Source organism: Kocuria subflava, assembly GCF_012163155.1.
Classification (GTDB): domain Bacteria; phylum Actinomycetota; class Actinomycetes; order Actinomycetales; family Micrococcaceae; genus Kocuria; species Kocuria subflava.
In genome coordinates this window covers 1-17,860 of sequence record NZ_JAAVUN010000033.1, presented here as the reverse complement: position 1 = coordinate 17,860, position 17,860 = coordinate 1, and the positions used below count along the sequence as shown (strand labels likewise).

Annotated in this window: 16 protein-coding genes and 4 pseudogenes; 9 read left to right on the top strand and 11 right to left on the bottom strand. The window is 64.5% G+C overall.

What is annotated here, in order from left to right; all coding sequences use genetic code 11:
• The first annotated feature begins 145 nt into the window (after positions 1-145).
• Positions 146-622, top strand: a complete 477-nt coding sequence (locus GTW58_RS11875) for a VOC family protein (RefSeq protein ID WP_119933641.1) — start codon at positions 146-148, stop codon at positions 620-622.
• Positions 623-706: 84 nt separating this feature from the next.
• On the opposite strand, the gene GTW58_RS11870 is transcribed toward GTW58_RS11875, so the two are convergent.
• Positions 707-2,611 (bottom strand): glycoside hydrolase family 15 protein, encoded by a 1,905-nt coding sequence (locus GTW58_RS11870; RefSeq protein ID WP_052209464.1) that lies wholly within the window; start codon positions 2,609-2,611, stop codon positions 707-709.
• Between the two features lie 59 nt (positions 2,612-2,670).
• Between GTW58_RS11870 and GTW58_RS11865 the strand changes: the two genes are divergently transcribed.
• The gene (locus GTW58_RS11865) at positions 2,671-4,050 is read left to right on the top strand and encodes a glucose-6-phosphate dehydrogenase (RefSeq protein WP_119933642.1); all 1,380 of its coding nucleotides are present in this window, start codon (positions 2,671-2,673) and stop codon (positions 4,048-4,050) included.
• An 85-nt stretch (positions 4,051-4,135) separates the two neighbouring features.
• On the opposite strand, the gene GTW58_RS11860 is transcribed toward GTW58_RS11865, so the two are convergent.
• The 3 genes from GTW58_RS11860 to GTW58_RS11850 all read right to left on the bottom strand — a co-directional run bounded on the left by GTW58_RS11860 (position 4,136) and on the right by GTW58_RS11850 (position 6,923).
• A complete protein-coding gene (locus GTW58_RS11860; RefSeq protein WP_119933643.1) occupies positions 4,136-4,546 on the bottom strand; it encodes a hypothetical protein in 411 nt (136 codons plus the stop codon).
• A 207-nt stretch (positions 4,547-4,753) separates the two neighbouring features.
• Complete coding sequence (locus GTW58_RS11855; protein WP_119933644.1) at positions 4,754-5,947, bottom strand: MFS transporter; 1,194 nt, start codon at positions 5,945-5,947, stop codon at positions 4,754-4,756.
• Positions 5,948-5,951: 4 nt separating this feature from the next.
• Positions 5,952-6,923 (bottom strand): glycerate kinase, encoded by a 972-nt coding sequence (locus tag GTW58_RS11850; RefSeq protein ID WP_119933645.1) that lies wholly within the window; start codon positions 6,921-6,923, stop codon positions 5,952-5,954.
• A gap of 168 nt (positions 6,924-7,091) precedes the next feature.
• Between GTW58_RS11850 and GTW58_RS11845 the strand changes: the two genes are divergently transcribed.
• Entirely contained in the window at positions 7,092-8,144 is a 1,053-nt protein-coding gene (locus GTW58_RS11845) for a Bug family tripartite tricarboxylate transporter substrate binding protein (RefSeq protein ID WP_232818120.1), read from the top strand.
• Here GTW58_RS11845 and GTW58_RS11840 read toward each other — a convergent pair.
• Positions 8,123-8,602 carry an SNARE-associated domain-containing protein gene (locus tag GTW58_RS11840; protein ID WP_168023526.1) on the bottom strand — a complete coding sequence of 160 codons (480 nt, stop codon included), beginning with the start codon at positions 8,600-8,602 and terminating at the stop codon, positions 8,123-8,125. The genes GTW58_RS11845 and GTW58_RS11840 overlap by 22 nt on opposite strands.
• A gap of 128 nt (positions 8,603-8,730) precedes the next feature.
• On the opposite strand from GTW58_RS11840, the gene GTW58_RS11835 reads away from it, so the two are divergent.
• Positions 8,731-8,910 carry a hypothetical protein gene (locus GTW58_RS11835; RefSeq protein WP_119933646.1) on the top strand — a complete coding sequence of 60 codons (180 nt, stop codon included), beginning with the start codon at positions 8,731-8,733 and terminating at the stop codon, positions 8,908-8,910.
• A 94-nt stretch (positions 8,911-9,004) separates the two neighbouring features.
• Here GTW58_RS11835 and GTW58_RS11830 read toward each other — a convergent pair whose 3' ends face one another.
• The 4 genes and pseudogenes from GTW58_RS11830 to GTW58_RS11820 form a co-directional block, all read right to left on the bottom strand.
• A complete protein-coding gene (locus GTW58_RS11830; protein ID WP_119933647.1) occupies positions 9,005-9,793 on the bottom strand; it encodes a VOC family protein in 789 nt (262 codons plus the stop codon).
• 135 nt (positions 9,794-9,928) lie between these two features.
• A complete protein-coding gene (locus GTW58_RS15045) occupies positions 9,929-10,414 on the bottom strand; it encodes a class I adenylate-forming enzyme family protein (protein ID WP_342453315.1) in 486 nt (161 codons plus the stop codon).
• Positions 10,354-11,376: pseudogene (locus tag GTW58_RS11825) on the bottom strand (AMP-binding protein). Before GTW58_RS11825 ends, GTW58_RS15045 begins: the two are co-directional and overlap by 61 nt.
• Before the next feature lie 235 nt (positions 11,377-11,611).
• A complete protein-coding gene (locus GTW58_RS11820; RefSeq protein ID WP_156125569.1) occupies positions 11,612-12,109 on the bottom strand; it encodes a MarR family winged helix-turn-helix transcriptional regulator in 498 nt (165 codons plus the stop codon).
• 201 nt (positions 12,110-12,310) lie between these two features.
• Here GTW58_RS11820 and GTW58_RS11815 point away from each other — a divergent pair.
• The 5 genes and pseudogenes from GTW58_RS11815 (at position 12,311) to GTW58_RS11795 (ending at position 16,738) form a co-directional block, all read left to right on the top strand.
• A pseudogene (locus GTW58_RS11815) lies at positions 12,311-13,202 on the top strand (SDR family NAD(P)-dependent oxidoreductase).
• Between the two features lie 6 nt (positions 13,203-13,208).
• Positions 13,209-14,141 (top strand): amidohydrolase family protein, encoded by a 933-nt coding sequence (locus GTW58_RS11810; protein WP_047691578.1) that lies wholly within the window; start codon positions 13,209-13,211, stop codon positions 14,139-14,141.
• Positions 14,134-15,306: pseudogene (locus tag GTW58_RS11805) on the top strand (acyl-CoA dehydrogenase family protein). Before GTW58_RS11810 ends, GTW58_RS11805 begins: the two are co-directional and overlap by 8 nt.
• A gap of 39 nt (positions 15,307-15,345) precedes the next feature.
• Positions 15,346-15,816 (top strand): MaoC family dehydratase, encoded by a 471-nt coding sequence (locus GTW58_RS11800; protein WP_119933649.1) that lies wholly within the window; start codon positions 15,346-15,348, stop codon positions 15,814-15,816.
• Between the two features lie 124 nt (positions 15,817-15,940).
• Positions 15,941-16,738 (top strand): alpha/beta hydrolase, encoded by a 798-nt coding sequence (locus GTW58_RS11795; RefSeq protein ID WP_052209693.1) that lies wholly within the window; start codon positions 15,941-15,943, stop codon positions 16,736-16,738.
• A gap of 58 nt (positions 16,739-16,796) precedes the next feature.
• Here GTW58_RS11795 and GTW58_RS11790 read toward each other — a convergent pair whose 3' ends face one another.
• Both GTW58_RS11790 and GTW58_RS14720 read right to left on the bottom strand, forming a co-directional pair.
• Complete coding sequence (locus GTW58_RS11790; protein WP_232818121.1) at positions 16,797-17,501, bottom strand: MFS transporter; 705 nt, start codon at positions 17,499-17,501, stop codon at positions 16,797-16,799.
• Positions 17,498-17,860 (bottom strand): annotated as a pseudogene (locus GTW58_RS14720) (hypothetical protein); the annotation flags it as partial. The gene GTW58_RS11790 and the pseudogene GTW58_RS14720, both read right to left, overlap by 4 nt.

Here is a 17,860-nt window from a genome sequence, read left to right as displayed (position 1 = left end):
TGCTGAGGTCCTCACGCAGTTGCTGAACACCGACCACAAAACCGGTGTTGCAACCACCACATGAATCCACCGCATCAAAAACCGGCCAAAAGCGTGTTGCCCACGGTGTGGTTCACGCCCAATCCATCCCACCTGAGGAGTCCCCATGCCCAAGATCTCCACGTGCCTGTGGTTCGGCAGCAACGGCGTGGAAGCCGCCGAGTACTACACATCCCTGTTCGATGACTCAGAAATCACGCAGATCATGGTTGATCCCGGCGGCAATCCCCACACCACGGAGGGCGAGGACCTGGTGGTGCATTTCCGTCTGCAGGATCAGGAGTTCCAGATCATCAACGGCGGGCCCATGTTCCAGTTGGATGAGGCCGTCTCCATCGTCCTGGAGTGCGAAACCCAGGAGGAGGCCGACCGTTACTACACGGAACTGGCACGGGAGGGCTCGGAACAGCCCTGCGGCTGGGTCCGGGACAAGTTCGGGCTGAGCTGGCAGATCGTCCCGGCCGAGGTGAACAGGCTCTACATGCACCCGGACCGCGCCGTCGCCCGCCGTGCCGTGGAAGCCATGCTGACCATGACCCGGTTGGATTCGGTGGCCATGCGCAAGGCCGCCCTGGGTCAGTGAGCCGCTCCCCCGTCCTGAACTCGCCTTTGGCCGGTTTCCGTGCTCGGGGACCGGCCAAAAGCGGGTTCTGAATGCGTGGGGGTCTCAGCTGTTGCGCAGCACCGCGTCTGCCAGGCGTACGTAGCCCAAGTGGCTGAAGGCCTGCGGGAAGTTTCCCGCGAGCCGGTTGTGTTCGGGTGAGAACTCCTCGGCCAGCAGGCCAAGATCGCTGGAGCAGCTGTCCAGGCGGTCCAGCACGGTGTTGGCATCATCCAGACGCCCGGTGTTGGCGTACTGCTCCCCCAGCCAGGTGAGACAGATCAGGAACGGGTACTCATCCCCTTCCAGTCCGTCCATGCCGGAGGCGGTGCGGTAACGGTGCAGGAACCCGTGACCATCCAACAGGTCCTTCTCGATCCGCTCCGTGGTGCCGATCATCTTGGGATCATCCGCTGCCACGAACCCGGTGTGGGGCAGTTGCAGAAGGGAGGCGTCCACCTCCTTATACCCGGGGCCGGGTCCATAGGTCTGAACAAATGAGTTCAGCTTCGGGTTCCAGCCCTCCCGATGAATCTCATCGTGCAGGGCCTTGCGCAGGCGCTGCCACTGCTGAATTTCCTCATCAGAGGCCTGCACACAGGAGCCTGGCCCAGCCGCCTCCACCGCCCGCAGCCCCTCGTCGAACGCAGCCCACATCATCACCCGTCCGTGCGTGAAGTAGGCGGCATCGCCCCGCATTTCCCAGATGCCGTGGTCCTTGCGGTCAAAGTTCTCCGCGCAGAATGCCAGCAGGTGCTTCTGCAGGTTCCAGGACCACTGGTCCTCCTCCCGTCCTGCATCACGCAATGCAGCCAGGGCCAGCATGACCTCTCCCACCACATCGGCCTGGTACTGGTCCACAGCACCGTTGCCCACGCGCACGGGCCGGGAATCCTCGTACCCCGCCAGGTGGTCGAGTTCGGTTTCGGGCAGGTCCCGGCGGCCGTCGATCCCGTACATGATCTGCACCCGCCACGGATCCCCCGCCACGGCTCGCAGCAGCCAGTCACGCCACAGCTTGGCGCCGTCCGTGAAACCGTGCTCCACCAGGGCCTCGATGGTCAGGGAGGCATCCCGCAGCCACGTGTACCGGTAGTCCCAGTTGCGTGACCCTCCAAAATCCTCGGGCAGGGAAGCCGTGGGTGCTGCCACGATTCCACCGGTGCTCTGGTGGGTCAGGGCCCGCAGCACCAGCAGGGAGCGTTCCACCATGGCGGAGCGCTCACCGTCCACCTGCACCCGGTCAGACCACGAGGTCCAGAAGTCCATGGTCTCCGCTATGGCCGATTCAACGTCCGCCACCTCCGGGATGGGTTTCCAGGACTTGGTCCAGGCCAGGGACCACGTGGCGGTGTCCTCCGACTCAGCACTGAGCTGCATGGTGTGCCCCATCCGGGAACTGCGCTCACCACCATGCGGGACCTCATGGGAGTGGAACCCGCCGTTGGCATCCTCCCGGACGCTGAGCAGCGGACCGCGCAGCACCAACATTTCCGGCCCGGCCACAGAGACCAGACCGTGGCCGCCCTCCGGCAGTTCGGTTTTGCGGGTCCAGGCTCCACTGCGCCCGAAATCAGGCCGGATCCGCAGATCGTGTTCAATCTGCACCTCACCCTCCGTGCACGTCACCTGGCGAATCACGTTCGCCTCACGGTCACCTGCCGGCAACAGGTCCACGACGACGGCCTTCCCGGTCGGCGACTCCCAGTAGGTTTCCAACACAAAGGAGCCACCGCGGTATCGACGTCGTACCACCGTGCCGTCGGTCACGGACAGGCGCCAGCGGCCGTCGTCGGGGTTGCCCAGGATGGCGGAGAACACTGCCGGGGAGTCGAAGTCGGGGAAGCACAGCCAGTCGATGCTGCCCTCCCGTGAGACCAGCGGGCCGGTGTGCAGATCGGAAAGCAGCGCGTAGTCCTCCAGCGGCACGGAGCTTGCGGAGCGCTGGGGGCTGTTGTCCTGGGAATCCATGAACCGGTCTTTCTGCACTTGGAACGCATCACGGGCAATTGATCAGTAGCCTACTGTTCATGGGAACTTCCACGCCTCAGGCGAACAGCGGCCACAACAACCAGCCCACCACTTTGGTGATTGTGGGAGCCAGTGGGGATCTGACGGATCGTCTCCTGCTGCCGGCCGTGGGCCAGGTGTTGGCACTTGAGCCGCAGCGGCAGCTGACGGTGATCGGCAACGCCCGCCATGAACCGGATGATTGGGCGGGCACGGTGCGTGCGGCCTTTGAGTCGGTGTCGGCCACCGGGCCGGCGGTGGAGGCCACCATTGCCTCCACCCGCTACGTGGTGGGTGACACCACGGATGCCCAGGAGCTCACTGAGCTGTTGGGTGCCACTGAAGGCCGCGTGATCCTCTACTACGCCCTGCCACCGGCCGTGACGGAAAAGGCCCTGGAGACCTTGGCCCAGGTTGAGCAGCACGATGACCTGTGGATCGCCCTGGAAAAACCGATCGGCACCGATCAGGAGTCGGCATGGCGGTTGAATCAGGCAGTGGCCAAGATTGTTCCGGAGCAGCGGATTTTCCGGGTGGACCACTTCCTGGGCATGCCCGCGGTGCTGGATCTGGTGGGGCTGCGCCTGACCAACCGGATCCTGGAACCACTGCTGAACCGGGACCAGGTGGAAAGCATTGAGATTGTTTTTGACGAAACCCTGGGCCTTGAAGGCCGGGCCACGTTCTACGAAGGCACCGGTGCCATCCGGGACATGATCCAGTCCCACCTTCTGCAGGTCATGGGCGTTCTGATGATGAATCCGCCGGCTGCCCTGGACGACGACGAAATCCCCACCCTGGTGGCCTCCGTCCTGCGCCACACCCGGCTGGTTGGATCCCCCGCCCAGGCCACGGTGGCCGGTCGTTACACCGCAGGGGATGTGGACGGAAAGCACCTGCCTGACTACGTGGCCGAGGAGGACGTGGACCCGGACGGACGGACCGAGACCTTTGGCCAGATCACCGTTGAGGTGGACACGTGGCGCTGGAACGGTGTGCCCGTGACGTTGCGCTCCGGCAAGGCGATCGCCAATCCGCGCCAGGAGATCGTGGTGCGCTTCAAGCCCGCGCCGCATGACTACGACCACTACGGCCAGTGCACCGGCAACACCTTGCGCATGGGATTCGAGGACGCCCAGATCTGCCTGGATATCAACGCCGGTGGGCCGTTCGACGCCCGCGGGCTCACGCGCCTGCAGCTCAGTTCCTCCACCGGCCCGCAGCCGCTGGGCGCCTACGGCAACGTGGTCCGGTGGCTTCTGGACGGCAACCCGGCCTTCTCCGTGTTGGGGGAAGCCGCTGAGCAGGGGTGGCGGATCGTGCAGCCGGCTGTGGACGCCATCGCCGATGGCACCGTTGACCTGCAGGACTACCGGGCCGGTTCCTCCGGGCCCGCCTGAGCACTGTGCACAGCAGCTGACAGCGGGCCCCGGACACGGATTCTGGGGCCCGCTGTCAGCAAGGTCATGTTCCGGCGGCCGCAGTTCAGGCAGCCGCTGAGTGCGCACCATTGCTGTGTGCCGCACTGACCCGGAACTCCAGACGCCCCCGGATGGCCAGGTAGTGCGCGCGCTCCGTGGCCTCCCACTGGTGCCAGTCCGCAAGATCCCACTCCCCGGTGGCCTGCACACGCACGCCCGGTTCCAGATCGCGGGTCCAGCCGGGGTGCCCGTGCAGCACGATCTCCTCCCGGAACTGCCCAGCACCTGTTCGCTCCAGTTCCACAGCGGCGGCGTGCTCACCCAGAACCTCGACGACGACGCCCATCACCTGGGACGAATCCCCTGCGGACAACGGCGCCAACACCCGTGCGGACAGCGTGTTTGTGTGGTGACGGCCGGCGGTGGCCGAGGATGCGGCCTTGGCCGCGTGGACGGAGCGGGTCAGAGCAGTCATGGTCTCTCCTGAAGCGATCAGGCACCCCTGATGCGAGGTGCCGCGGTGTGGCTGAGGAATCGACTGCCCTGGTGCGGCCGATCCGATGTCAACACCAGGCAGTCTGCGCGGCCATGATGAGCCCTTCATGAAACCGGGCTCGGGGTTCTCAGAAAACAACCCCGGCAGGTCCCGGTAATGAACTTGGCGCAACCTGCATGCCGGGACTCACCGGTTTCGGATGCTGCGTTCCAACCCCGTGGCTGCCAGCACCCCGCACGTGATCCAGATGGCGGCAGCAGGGCCCAGGGGTGCTGCCACCACACCTGCAACCAAGGGCATTCCCACCTGGCCCACACGGTTGCTCATCAGCCGCACCGCCAGCGCCGATCCGCGCCAACTGTCCGGGACGGCAGTGGTGATCATGGACATGGTCAAGGGTTGACCCAATCCCAGGAAAAATCCGCCCACTGCCAGGAAGACGCCAGCCAGCCATTCGAGTTCGATCACCAGAGGTGGCACCGCAAGGGTCACCGCGGAAATCAGCAGGCTCGCCTTCAACAAGTTCCTGCGCTGGAACCTGCGGGACAACCACGGCAGCACCACACGGGACAGGATGGATCCGGCGCCGCGGATGGCCAGCAGCACCCCGATCACCACGGGGGCCACCCCGGCTTCCTCGCCAACCACGGGCAGGAACGCCGTGATGATGTCGATCATGGCCAGCAGCCCCAGGGAGGCCAGCATGTACGGGACCACACCGTCCGTCCTCAAGATCTTGCCCACGGAGGCACGCGGGGCGCCGTCGTCAATCCGGACCGGGCGCAACGTGGAGCTGCCGGGTTTCAGGAGAACGGGGAGCAGGGCTGTGGCGGCCAGTGCAGCACCCACCCAGAGCGCCATTTCAATCCGGCCCATGCTCTCCGTGGAGCCCGTGACCGAGGCTGTGCCCAGGACCAGACCACCCAGCAGCGGACCGGCCATCTGCCCCAGCGAAAAGGACGCGGTGAACCATCCGAAGCCCGCATCCAGTTGATCATTGGAGGCGGTACGCGCAATGGTGGTCTGCCCCGCCACGGTGAAGCTCAGATGACCTATGCCCAGCAGCGCGCTGGAAACCGCAACCACCGCCACATGGGGTGCCAAGGCCAACCCGGCACCACCCAGAGTCAGCGCGGCCACGCCGGCCACCAACATCAGACGCAAGGAATTCATGCGGTCTGAGATCCGCCCCAGCCACAACGCTGGGAACAACGGCAGCAGCGCGTACAGGGCGGTGACCACACCGATGGTCACAGGTCCCGCGCCCAAGGCCATGAGTTTGTAACTGGTGACCGGGCGCAACAGATTCAGACCACCCTGAGTCAACGCACCGGCCGCGCACAGCAGCCACAACCAGGTCAGGGAACGGGCACCACTCACGCCTTCAGAGACCGGCGATCTGTGTACCGGCCTGCTGCATCAGCTGCGCATCCGTGGCCTCAAAGATCCTGACGAAGTTTTGGGCATAATCCCCCAGGTCCTCATCCACACAACCCACCACGGCAACCACCTGCACGTCCGGCTTGATGCGTTCCACCCGCTTCAGGACGGCGTCAATGATCTTGCCCTCCCCGGTCTGGGAGTCCAGTTTGCCCTCCCCCACCACCACGACGTCTGCCTGCTCGAGCTCACGGTCAAAGCCGACGAAGTCCAGGACGTGCTCCGCCCCGGAGACCAATTCAGCGTCAAACCGAGCCCACATCCCGCCGGAGAAACCACCGGCGGCCCCGGTCCGGGCAACACCGATGGGGCTCTTGGGCAACTCAGCCGCCTGATCGTGGAGGCGTTGCGTGATGCGCTCCACCGTGGCCGGGTCCGCGCCCTTCTGCGGGCTGAACACCACGCCTGCCCGCTCAAAGGGAGTGGTCACATCGGTCAGCACCGTCACCGGCACTCCGTTGAGACCACCGGCCTCCTCAATGGCTGTGATGGCCCCGGAGGCGCCGTCGCTGGTGGCGGAACCACCCGCGGAGACCAAGATCCGACGCGCCCCGCGCTTGACGGCCTCCACCATCACTTGACCGGTGCCGTAGGTGCCTGCGGTGAACGCATCCCGAGTGCCATCGTGCTCAACGGTGATGCCGCTGGCCTGAGCCAATTCCACGATCCCCGTGCCCTCGGAGGTCACGGCAAAACTCGCCTGGACCGGAGAACCCCACGGGTTGTTGACCGTGACCGTGTGCATCTGGGCCCCCGTGGTGGAGGCCAAGGCCGTCAGGGTTCCCTCCCCGCCGTCGGCAATGGGCAACTCCACCGCATCGGCACCGGCCTCCCGCACACCGCGAGCAATGGCTTCTGCCACCTCAACGGCGGTGTACGTGCCTTTGAAACTGTCCGGGGCGATCAAGACCTTCATGGGTGCTCCTTGCTCTAGCAGGCACCGTCAAAAGTACAGGAGGCACACGTCACGTCACCAAGACGCAGTGTTGCTCCCCACGGCGCGGCCATCCCGTAAAGTGACTGCGCATGTGAGCTGAGTCATACAATGCTGTGTGGCCACCCGAGCCCTTGAAGGACTTCACCCTTGAGCACCACACCCTCCGCCCGGAATGAGCCTGCCGCCACCGCGCAGGTCCCGGCAGAAACCGCGCCCAAGAAGCGCCGCCCGCTGTTGATGACCGCTTGGGCGATTTGCGCCGTCGCAATTGTGGGCGTGGCCACCGCGTTCTCCATCCAGGCCGCTGACGAGGGCGAGGACATCCGAGCCAACATGACCTTCATTGCCCCCGCAGGCCCCGGTGGTGGTTGGGACACCTTCATGCGGGAAATGCAGCAGGCGGACACCACCAACAACCTGGTGGGCAACGTTCAGGTGGTCAACGTGCCGGGTGCTGCTGGGACCATCGGGCTGGGTCGGCTCTCCACCATGGAAGGCAATGCCTCCACCATCATGGTCACCGGTACGGGTCTGGTGGCCGGCGTGGAGCAGCTGGACGCACCGGTTTCTCACGACGACGTCACGCCGATCGCCCGGGTGGTGGAGGAGTACGACGTCGTGGTGGTGCCGGCCGATTCGCCCTACAACACCCTGGATGACTTGGTGGCCGACTGGCAGGAGGACCCCAGGTCCATCGTGTGGACCGGTGGCGGATCCTTTGACCAACTGGTGGTCTCCGAATTCGCCATTGCAGCGGATGTGGATCCGGCTCAGATCGCCTACCTGCCCAACTCAGGCGGTGGTGAGGCCACCCAGTCCCTGATCACGGGCACTGCTCAGGCGGCCACCTCCGGTTACCGGGACGTCTCTGACCAGATCGACGCCGGGCGCCTCAAGGCCTTGGGCGTTGCCGCACCGGAACCCATGGAAGGTGTGGAGGAGATCCCCACGCTGATCGACCAGGGTTACGACGTTGACCTGGCCAACTGGCGTGCCGTGGTGGCCCCTCCTGGGATCACCGATGAAGAACGTGAAGAGTTGACCCAGTTGGTTCGCGAAACCATCGAAACCCCGGAGTGGCAGGACGCCGTGGACCGTAACTCGTGGGCCGAGGCCTACATGGATGGGCCTGAGTTCGACCAGTTCCTCAAGGACGAACGCGACCGAATTGCCGGGCTCTACCAAGAAATGGGCATGTGATCGCTGCGTGAGCGCGTGAGGCGGTGGACGGTGAAGATGGCCACCGCCAGCACCAGGACCACGCCTGCGGTGATCAGGGGGTTGGCCATCCAGGCATAGACCACAGCCATGCCCACGGTGCCGTAGATGCACCCCCAGATGAAGGTTCCCACCAGCATGGCGGGAATCCACCGGGTCAACGGCATCCGGGTCAGGGCCGTGGTCAGAATGACTGCGGTCTGGAACCCCACGGTCAGGAAGCACGCCGGAACGGCCAGCACACCCCACCGGTTCACAAATCCTGCAGCACGCGTGTAGACCGGGGATTCAATGATGCTGCGCACCACGCGGATGCTCTTCCGTGAGCCTTCCGCTGCAGCACGGCCCAGGCCGAAGACGATGGAAGTTCGCACAATGCCCACCATCCAGAAGAACAGCACCGCCCACACCAGGGGCAGGGATTCGATCCAGGCAAGCACCCCACAACCCTAGTGCTTTCCGCCGAACGGGTTGGTGACACCGTGTGTGCGCTCCCACCAACTTGCGTACGGTGGAATGCAGTCAGGTGCTGGTTTGGTTGCACCGACGACGACCGGGAGGTGACGATGTGCAACGCAACAGCTGGTGGGTTCGATTCACGGCGGCCTTGATGGTGGCCCTTCTGGCGGGGCTGACCTCCGGTGCCATGCGCGCCCCGGCCTGGTCCATGCTGATTGTGGTCAGCATCGTGTTCATCCTGATGTTGGTGGTGCCAGCGGCCCAGGACCGCGAGCGAGAGCGCGACTGACCCCATCCCCTCACCGGCCGAGACCTCCGAAAAGACCCAAATCTCAGCCCAGTGAGGGACTTTTCGGAGGTCTCGGCTCGATGTGGGAGTGGTGTCAGAGCGGCTGCTGCAACTGGAAGGTTTCCCCTTCCGGGCCCAGCACGGTGGTGATCCGGCCGAACTCGGTGTCATCCGGGCCGTCAGTGACCTGGCCGCCAGTTGCCTCAATGGTCTCCACGGCCTGGGCCGAGTCCTGGACCATGAAGTAAGGACGCCAGTAGGAGCGGTCATCGTCAAAGAACATGGTGGCGTCACACAGACCCGCGGTGGCTTTCTCACCGGCACCGTTGGTCACGTACTTGAAGCCATCGCTCCCACCTTCCGGTCCCATCCACGCGATCTCCCAGTTGAACACGTCACGGTAGAAGGCGAGGTCGGCCTCGAAATCTGAGCTCAGGGCTTCGAACCATGCAGAGGTCCCCGGTTGCAACGGCAGCTCAATTCCGGCGAACTCGACCGCTTGCCACAACCCCACCTTGGCCCCGGACGGTGTGGTGATCATGGCCATGTGACCGCTGCCCGGAACCCGCATGGGCCCCATGAGCAGCTGCCCGCCGGCGGTCTGGACGGCCGCCACCGTTCGCTCGATGTCATCCGTAGCCAGGTAGATGCTCCAACGCCCCTGGCCCGTGGTCACCGGGTTGCCCTGCCCATCCATGTCCAGCGCCAGGCCACCCACGGGAACTCCATCCTTGGTGATGATGGAGTAGTTGCCGTAGTCCTCACCCTGGTCGGCGAATTCCCAGCCGAAAAGTGCGCCGTAGAACTTCTTGGCTGACTCCACATCCTGCACCGTGAGGTCCAGCCAGGTGGGTGCACCCGTGGGACGGGGTTGTGCTGCCATGGTTGCTGCTCCTTTGCCGCGCGGAAACCAGATGCCATGAGCTTAGGACCCCACCGCCTCCCACGCCGCCGAGACCTCCGAAAAGACCCAAATCTCAGCCCAGTGAGGGACTTTTCGGAGGTCTCGGCGGTGTTTTCAGCGCAGTTGCTCGCGCAGCACGTTCTTCCGGATCTTGCCCGAGGCTGTGCGCGGCAGTTCTTCCACCACCGTGAGCGTTTTGGGCACCTTGTAGCGGGCCAGTTGCCCCTCCAGGAACGCCTCCACATCGGATGCCTCCAGGTGTTGCGCGCCATCCCTTAGGACCACCACCGCGTGGGGAACTTCTCCCCACTTGTCATGCGGGACCCCCACCACGGCCACCGACTGGATGGCAGGCATCCGCAGCATGGCCGCCTCAACTTCTGCCGGGTACACGTTCTCCCCGCCAGAAATGATCATGTCCTTGATCCGGTCAGAGATGTAGAGGAACCCATCCGCATCCGTGTAACCCATGTCTCCGGTCCGGAACCAGGTCTTCTCCCAGGAACCGGCGGCATCCGGGCGGTTCCAGTAGCTGCTGATCACGTTGGGACCGGAGACCAGGATCTCTCCCGGCTCACCGCTGGGCGCTGCCTCCCCCATGGGATCCACAATGCGGAAGTCGGTCCAGAACTGGGAGATCCCGAGGACCCGGCCTTCTCCCGTGAACGGTCCGGCGGCAAGGTGGTGACTCCGGGGGAGGTTTCAGTCATGCCGTAACAGTTGGTGAACCTCAATCCACGCTGCTCATAGGCCTCGATCACCCGCAGCGGCACCGCCGAGCCCCCGCAGGTCATTTTGGAGACCGTGGAGATGTCCGTGGTCTCCCAGGCCGGATCCTCTGTGAGCAGTTGGTAGGTGGTGGGCACTCCGGCCAACCACGTGATTCCGTGCTTCTCAATCAATTCCAGGGCCCTGCTGGGGATGAACTTGGGTTCCACCACCAATGTGGCCCCCTTCAGCAGCACCGGCAGCATGCACATTCCCAGTGAGGCCACGTGGAACATGGGCGAGATCTGCAGGGACACGTCCGTGGAGGCCACATCAAAGTCCACCAGCACGTTGAATGCGTTCCACGTCAGGTTGGCGTGGGTCAGGCAGGCACCCTTGGGTTCGCCCGTGGTGCCGGAGGTGTAGAGGATGACCGCCAGGTCCTCCTGGGCCACGTCTCGGTCCTGATCCCAGGCTTGAGCATCAGCAATCTGGTCCTGGAGCCCCGGCGCCCCCTCCTGACTCTCCCCCAGTGACCACCGCGGCAGGTCAGCGCCCAGATTCCCGACGGCGGCGGCAGCCAGCTGCGTCAACCCGGAGTCATGCAACAAGATCTTGGCCCCGGAATCCTCCAGCTGGTAGGCGATCTCCCCGGGTGCCAACCGCGTGTTGAGGGGGACGAACACAGCCCCCAGCAGTTCCGTGCCGAACAGCGCGGTGACGAACTCCGCGCTGTTCTACCCCAGCAGCGCCACCCGGTCACCCTGCTCAATCCCGGCGCGATCCAAGGCGGTGGCGATCCGCGCGGACCGGTCACGCAATTGCGCGTAGGTCAGCGTGCGGTCCCCGTCCACCAATGCGGTTTTGGGTCCCGAGCGTTGGAATCTGCGCTCCAACCAGGATCCGATGCCAACGTTGCGCACAAGCCCTCCTTGCCACTGCAAGCCGACAGGAGCTGTGGGAACACAGGCCACCCCATGAGCCTTGGATCGTCGGCAACTGCGGTTAATTGTTGAACTTTTCAACTATTGGCAGATCCTAACGACGTGACGTAGGGCACGTAAAGACCTCACGCAAGGTCAGCACATGTCACCCGGAGGCGAGCTTGCGCAGCAGCATCTGCAAGGTGGCGCGTTCGGGATCCGTCAGATTCGACTGCACGCGTGCAGCCGCCTGCCCGGCCTGCAACTCGGCCTGCCCAAGAACCTCACGCCCACGATCTGTGGGAACAATGATCTTGGACCTGCGATCCCTGGGATCCGGCTCACGCTCCACCAGACCCAACTTCTCCAGATGGTCCACCACCGCCACCACCTGACTGGGATCCAGCACCAGGAAATCACTGAGTTCGCGCTGCGTGGGTGCCTGCGGTTCGCAGGCCAGGGACAGCACGGAATAGTGCCTCACCTTGAGGTCCAACTGCCGCAGGTACCCGTTGGTCAGGGCCGAACCCAAGGATCCAAAACGGTTCATGAGGAACATGGGGTCCTGTACCAGGCGGGCGTCCGCAAACAGCGTGTTCCCGGTCATCAACTGCAGTTCCGGGGGCGTGGGGTGTTCCCAGTCCTGCTCCACTGCCTGCGTCATGCGCGCTCCCACTTCCGCCACCCTGATTCACCTGCTGCACCTTCTGCCCCCATTGTCTCCCACACTCACGTTGCACAATCGTTGACAATTTCAACGGTTTGGTTTCTGATGAACAGTGAGACCACCGGTCAGCATCCACAGGCCCACCGTTCCCGCAGCAAGGCGGGATGCGGACCGCGCAACGTTGCAAAGGAGCACACCATGACCCACTCCGCCACGCCCCTGAGCGGCAAGGTGGCTGTTGTCACCGGATCGGGCCAGGGCCTCGGCCTGGCTTACGCCCAGGAGCTCGCCCGCCGCGGGGCCGCCGTCGTGATCAACGACGTCGATCAGGCCACTGCCGATGCCGCCGTCGCCTCAATCGTGGAGGCCGGGGAGGCGCGCGAGCGCCGTCGTCGCTGCCGTGGGGAGCACCGAGACGGCGGAGGCCCTGGTCAAGGGGGCCGTGGAGGCTTTCGGTGGGCTGGACATCCTGGTGAACAACGCCGGGATCCTTCGGGACAAGTCGCTGCTGAAGATGACCGACGAGGACTTCGACCTGGTCATCCAGGTCCACCTGCGCGGCACGTTCACGTGCGTCCGTGAGGCATACCGCTACTTCAAGGAGAACGGCGTGGCGGGCCGCATCATCACGATCGGCTCACCGACCGGCCAGTACGGCAACTTCGGGCAGACCAACTACGCCGCCGCAAAGGCCGGAATCGTGGGCATGGTGCGCACCTGGGCACTAGAGATGAAGAAGGCCGGCGTCACGGTCAACGCGGTGATTCCCGTTGCGGCCACCGCCATGACCAAGACCATCCCGTTCTTCCGCCACGACCTCGGCTTCGGCACCGCCGACGACGTTGCCGGCCTGATCACCTTCCTGGCCTCCGACGCCGCCGCAGACATCACGGGCCAGGCCATCGGTGCCGGCGGTGACCGCCTGCAGCTGTTCACCCACCCGACCCCCGTGGTGACCGAGTACAAGGAAGGCGGCTGGAGCTACGACGACCTGGCCGCCGACTTCCACCAGATGACCCAGGGCAACCTGCAGAAGTGCGGCGAAGTCATGCCGCAGCTGCCCGAAGAGCTCCAGCCGAAGCAGGGCTGATCCACCATGTCCCAGGCAGACAACAGCTACGAATTCGGCATCGACCTGGACAAGATCGATGCGATCGACATGCACGTGCACATCGAGTGCTCGGAGCACGGACACCTGTCCCTGCCCCAGCCGCTGGTGGACGCGTCCTCCAAGTACTTCAAGACGGAGGACCGGTCGCCGTCGTTGGACACGATCGCGGAACGCTACCGCGAGTGGAACATGGCTGCCGTGGTGTTCACGGTGGATGCGACCACCGCGCTCAAGCACGAGCCCAACTCGATCGAGGAGATCGCCACGGGCGCGGCGCGCAACAACGACGTCCTGATCCCGTTCGGGTCCGTGGACCCGCTGCAGGGTGCCGCCGCCGTGGAGCGTGCGAAGGTCCTGGTGGAGAAGTTCGGCGTGCGGGGCTTCAAGTTCCACCCGTCCCTGCAGAGCTTCGACCCGTCCGACCAGCAGTTCTACCCGCTGTACGAGGCGATTCAGGCCCTCGGCGTGCCCGCCCTGTTCCACACGGGCCAGAACGGAATGGGCGCAGGACTGCCCGGCGGATACGGCATCAAGTTGGGCTACTCCAACCCGTTGCTGCTGGATGCCGTGGCCGCTGACTTCCCGCAGGTGCAGGTGATCATGGCTCATCCGTCAGTTCCGTGGCAGGAGGAGGCGAACTCCATTGCCACCCACAAGTCCAACGTGTGGATCGATCTTTCCGGGTGGTCCCCCAAGTACTTCCCGGAATCCCTGGTCCATGCCGCCAACCGCATGTTCCCTGACCGCGTGTTGTTCGGCACGGACTACCCGCTGATCACGCCGCAGAAGTGGTTGGGCGCTTTTCAGGACGCCCCGTTCAAGGACGAGGTCCGGCCCAAGATCCTCAAGCAGAATGCCGCGCGTTTGTTCGGGCTCACTCCTGCGCGTTCCAACGCCACGGAGGGCAACCATGAGTGAGCTCTACCCGGACAGTGATCCGTACGGTGTGGCCAATGCCCTGACCTCTGCTGAGCGTGCACCGTTGCTGAGGCTTCGGGGAGTGCTGGAGGCCCGGGTCAAACCCGTGCTGGCTGAGCACTGGGAAGCAGGCACGTTTCCCCCGGACGTGGTTGCCCCGCTGCAGGAACTGCGCCTCATGCACCCCCCGGAACTGGCCGACCAGACCCCCAGCGCCCTCTACAACGGATTCCGGATTTTTGAGCTGGCCAGGTGCGATGCCTCGATCGCCACGTTCTACACGGCCCAAGCGGGACTGTTCCGTACGGCTTGCCGCGTGGGTGGGTCCGCCGAGCAGTTCGCTGAATGGGACCCCAAGATCCAGTCCTTTGAGATGACCGGGGTGTTCTGCCTGACCGAACCCGAACACGGTTCGGACATCGCCGGCGGTTTGGCCACCTCCGCCAGACACGAGGGAGATCAGTGGGTGATCGACGGCGCCAAACGGTGGATCGGCGGTGCCCTGACGGCCGAGATCCTGTGCATCTTTGCCCGGGACGAGGCGGACTCCCAGGTCAAGGCTTTCCTGGTCCCCCGCGAAGCTGACGGGGTCACCCTGGAGAAGATCCACGGCAAAACCGCCCTGCGCATCATGCAAAACGCACACATCACCCTCTCCGGGGTACGGGTGCCGGAATCAGCACGGCTGCAGAACTGCAACTCCTTCAAGGACGTGGCGGCCATGCTGCGCCAGATGCGCTCCGACGTGGCATGGATTGCTGCCGGGATCCAGGCCGGCGCCTACGAGGCAGCGCTGCGCTAGACCCGCGAGCGCCACCAGTTCGGCCGCCCCACGGCCAGTTTCCAGCTGGTACAGGAGAAGTTGGCGCGGATGCTGGGCAATGTGACGGCGTCGTTGTCCACGGTCTCCCAACTGGCCACCCAACAGGAGGCGGGGGTGTACCGGGACGAGGACTCCGCGCTGGCCAAGATGTGGGTGTGCACGCAGATGCGCGAAACCGTTGCCCTGGCGCGGGAAGTGGTGGGAGGCAACGGGATCACCCTGGCCACCGACGTCGCCCGATTCCACGCCGATGCCGAAGCCGTCTACTCCTACGAAGGCACCCACGAAATCAACGCCCTGGTGGTCGGCCGCGCCATCACGGGCAACTCAGCTTTTGTGTGAGCCCGGCCTGAACACTTCCACGTTGAAAGGAACCATCTGATGACTGAGAACACCGCACAGACCGTTGTGAACTTTGAGCAGGTCAAGGACCTGGTGGGCAAGAACCTGGGGTACAGCGCCTGGCGTGAGATCACCCAGGAGCAGGTCAACCTGTTTGCCGATGCCACCGATGACCACCAGTACATCCACGTGGACCCCGAGCGCGCCGCCGACGGTCCCTTTGGCGGGACCATCGCCCACGGCTTCCTCACCCTGTCCCTGCTGATCCCCATGTGGGGCGAGCTGCTGGATGTGACCGGGGTGTCCACCAAGGTCAACTACGGCCTGGACAAGTGCCGCTTCACCTCTCCCGTGCCGGTGGGTTCGCGCGTGCGCCTGACCGTGACCATCACGGACGTGCAGGAGGTCAAGGGCAACGCCCTGCACCTGGTGGCTGACGGCACCATCGAGATCGAAGGCCAGGACCGCCCCGCCGTGGTGGCCACGTTCCTGAACCGTTTCTATGCGTAAGGTGCGGCGGCCCGGGTGGGTGCTGCGGTTTTGACAGGGATATGACCGCAGAACATGCAGGTTCTGTGGTCATATCCCTGTCAAACGTCAGCCTCAGCACGCACCAGCGAGTGATACTGCTGCCGTGAACCACGCCGAGATCCTGGAGCACCGCGCGGCAGCTCATATCCGAGCCCGAAACCGCCCCGTAGGTGCAGCCGTGGGACGAGTGACCGACGACCATCTTGCAGCCAGTCCTGTGCGCCTCTACCAGGCCGACTCGACCACACCGTCAGCCGCCAAAGTTGTGTTTCTCCACGGCGGCTACTTTGTTCTGGGCAACGTGGATCTGCAGGACTCCGTGTGCCGTCAGATCGCCCATGACCTTGATCTGGATGTGGTGTCCGTGGACTACCCGTTGGCTCCGGAGCACGATGCGGAGACGACTGTGGCTACCGTCGTGAACGTGTGCCGGGATCTTCTCCCCTCACGTGGACCGTTGATTATCTGGGGTGACTCTGCCGGTGGTGCAGTGGCGGTCCTGACGGCAGTGGCCCTGCTGCAGGAAGGGGCCCGGGCGCCGTCGTTGGTGCTGACCAATCCCAACCTGGACCTCTCTCTGCAGCTCTACGACGACGACGCCCCGAGTGGACCGGGCAAAGCCCTCCTGGAGGCGGGGATTGCGGCGTGGGCCAACGGATGTGTTGAGACGGTGAACGCGCTGGCGCTGGATGTGTCAGGGCTCGACGCCGTTGTGGTCTCTGTGGGCGCTGAGGACGCTCTGGTGGAGGAGGCCCGTGCCTTCACCGCTCGCGGCACTCCCAACTGGACGCTCCTGGTCCACCCAAAGGTTGGACACGGTTTTGCGAGCGGGCAGAGCCTGGGTGATGTGGCTGCAATGGAACGCACCATCCGAACGCTGCGACAGTTTCGGCATGGATAAGTACCCAGAACTTGAACGACTGGGTACTTACCGTGCCGAAATTGCCCGTCCGAGTTGCTCAGTGCTCGTAGGTGGTGAGGTCGATGTCCTTGGACTCCTTGGTCAGCAGGATGGCCAGGCCGGAGATGCAGGTCAGAGCGATCAGGTAGGTGACCACGGCGCCGATGCGGCCGTCGCCGCCGTAGATGGCCGCCAGGATGGTGGGGGTGAAGCCGGCACCCAGCAGTGTGGCCATCTGGCACCCCACGGAGGCCCCGGTGTAGCGGGCCGCGGTGCCGAACTGTTCGGAGATGAACGCCGCCAGCGGGCCGTAGATGGTGGAGTGGCACAGCAGCGCCACGGCGAAGCCCACAAAAATCAGGAAGGTGTCCGCGGTGCGCATGAGCGCGAACAGCGGGTACACAAAGGCGATGAACGCCACCATGCCCAGCAGCATCAGGGGACGGCGGCCCACCCGGTCGGAAATCTTGCCCGCCAGGATGACCATGCCGATCGAAAGCACGGACGCGCACGCAAACGCGTAGAGCACCGGCTGGCGTTCGGCACCGTGGGCCACCGCATAAGCCACGGTGAAGGTGGCCAGCAGGGTCTGCAGGGCAAAGCCGGCGGCACCACCGAACATGACCAACAGCAGGTTCTTGGGTCGCTTGACCACGCTCAACAGAGGGATGTCCCAGGGCTTGTCCTTGGCGGCATCACGTTCGACGGCGGCCTCAAAGATCGGGGATTCGCTGATCTTCAGACGAATGACCAGACCAATCACCAGCAGCAGGGCTGAGACCAGGAACGGGACACGCCAGCCCCAGCTGAAGAACTGCTCCTCCGGCAGAGAGGCGGCCAGGAAAATGCAAAAGTTCTCAACGCGGCACCAGACGGCGCACCGGCGTTGACGAACGACGCCGCAAACCCGCGGTCCTTGGGTGAGGCATGCTCCAGGGCCATCAGGGCAGCACCGCCCCACTCACCACCAATGGCAATGCCCTGCAGCAGACGCAGCGTGAGCAGGATGAAGGCCCCACCAATACCGATCATGGATGCGCTGGGGATTAGGGGGCCTTCACAGCTGAGTGTGGGTAGCGGTTCTCCGCCAGGGGCGATGACCGCCTGCAGCGAGCAGAGCCC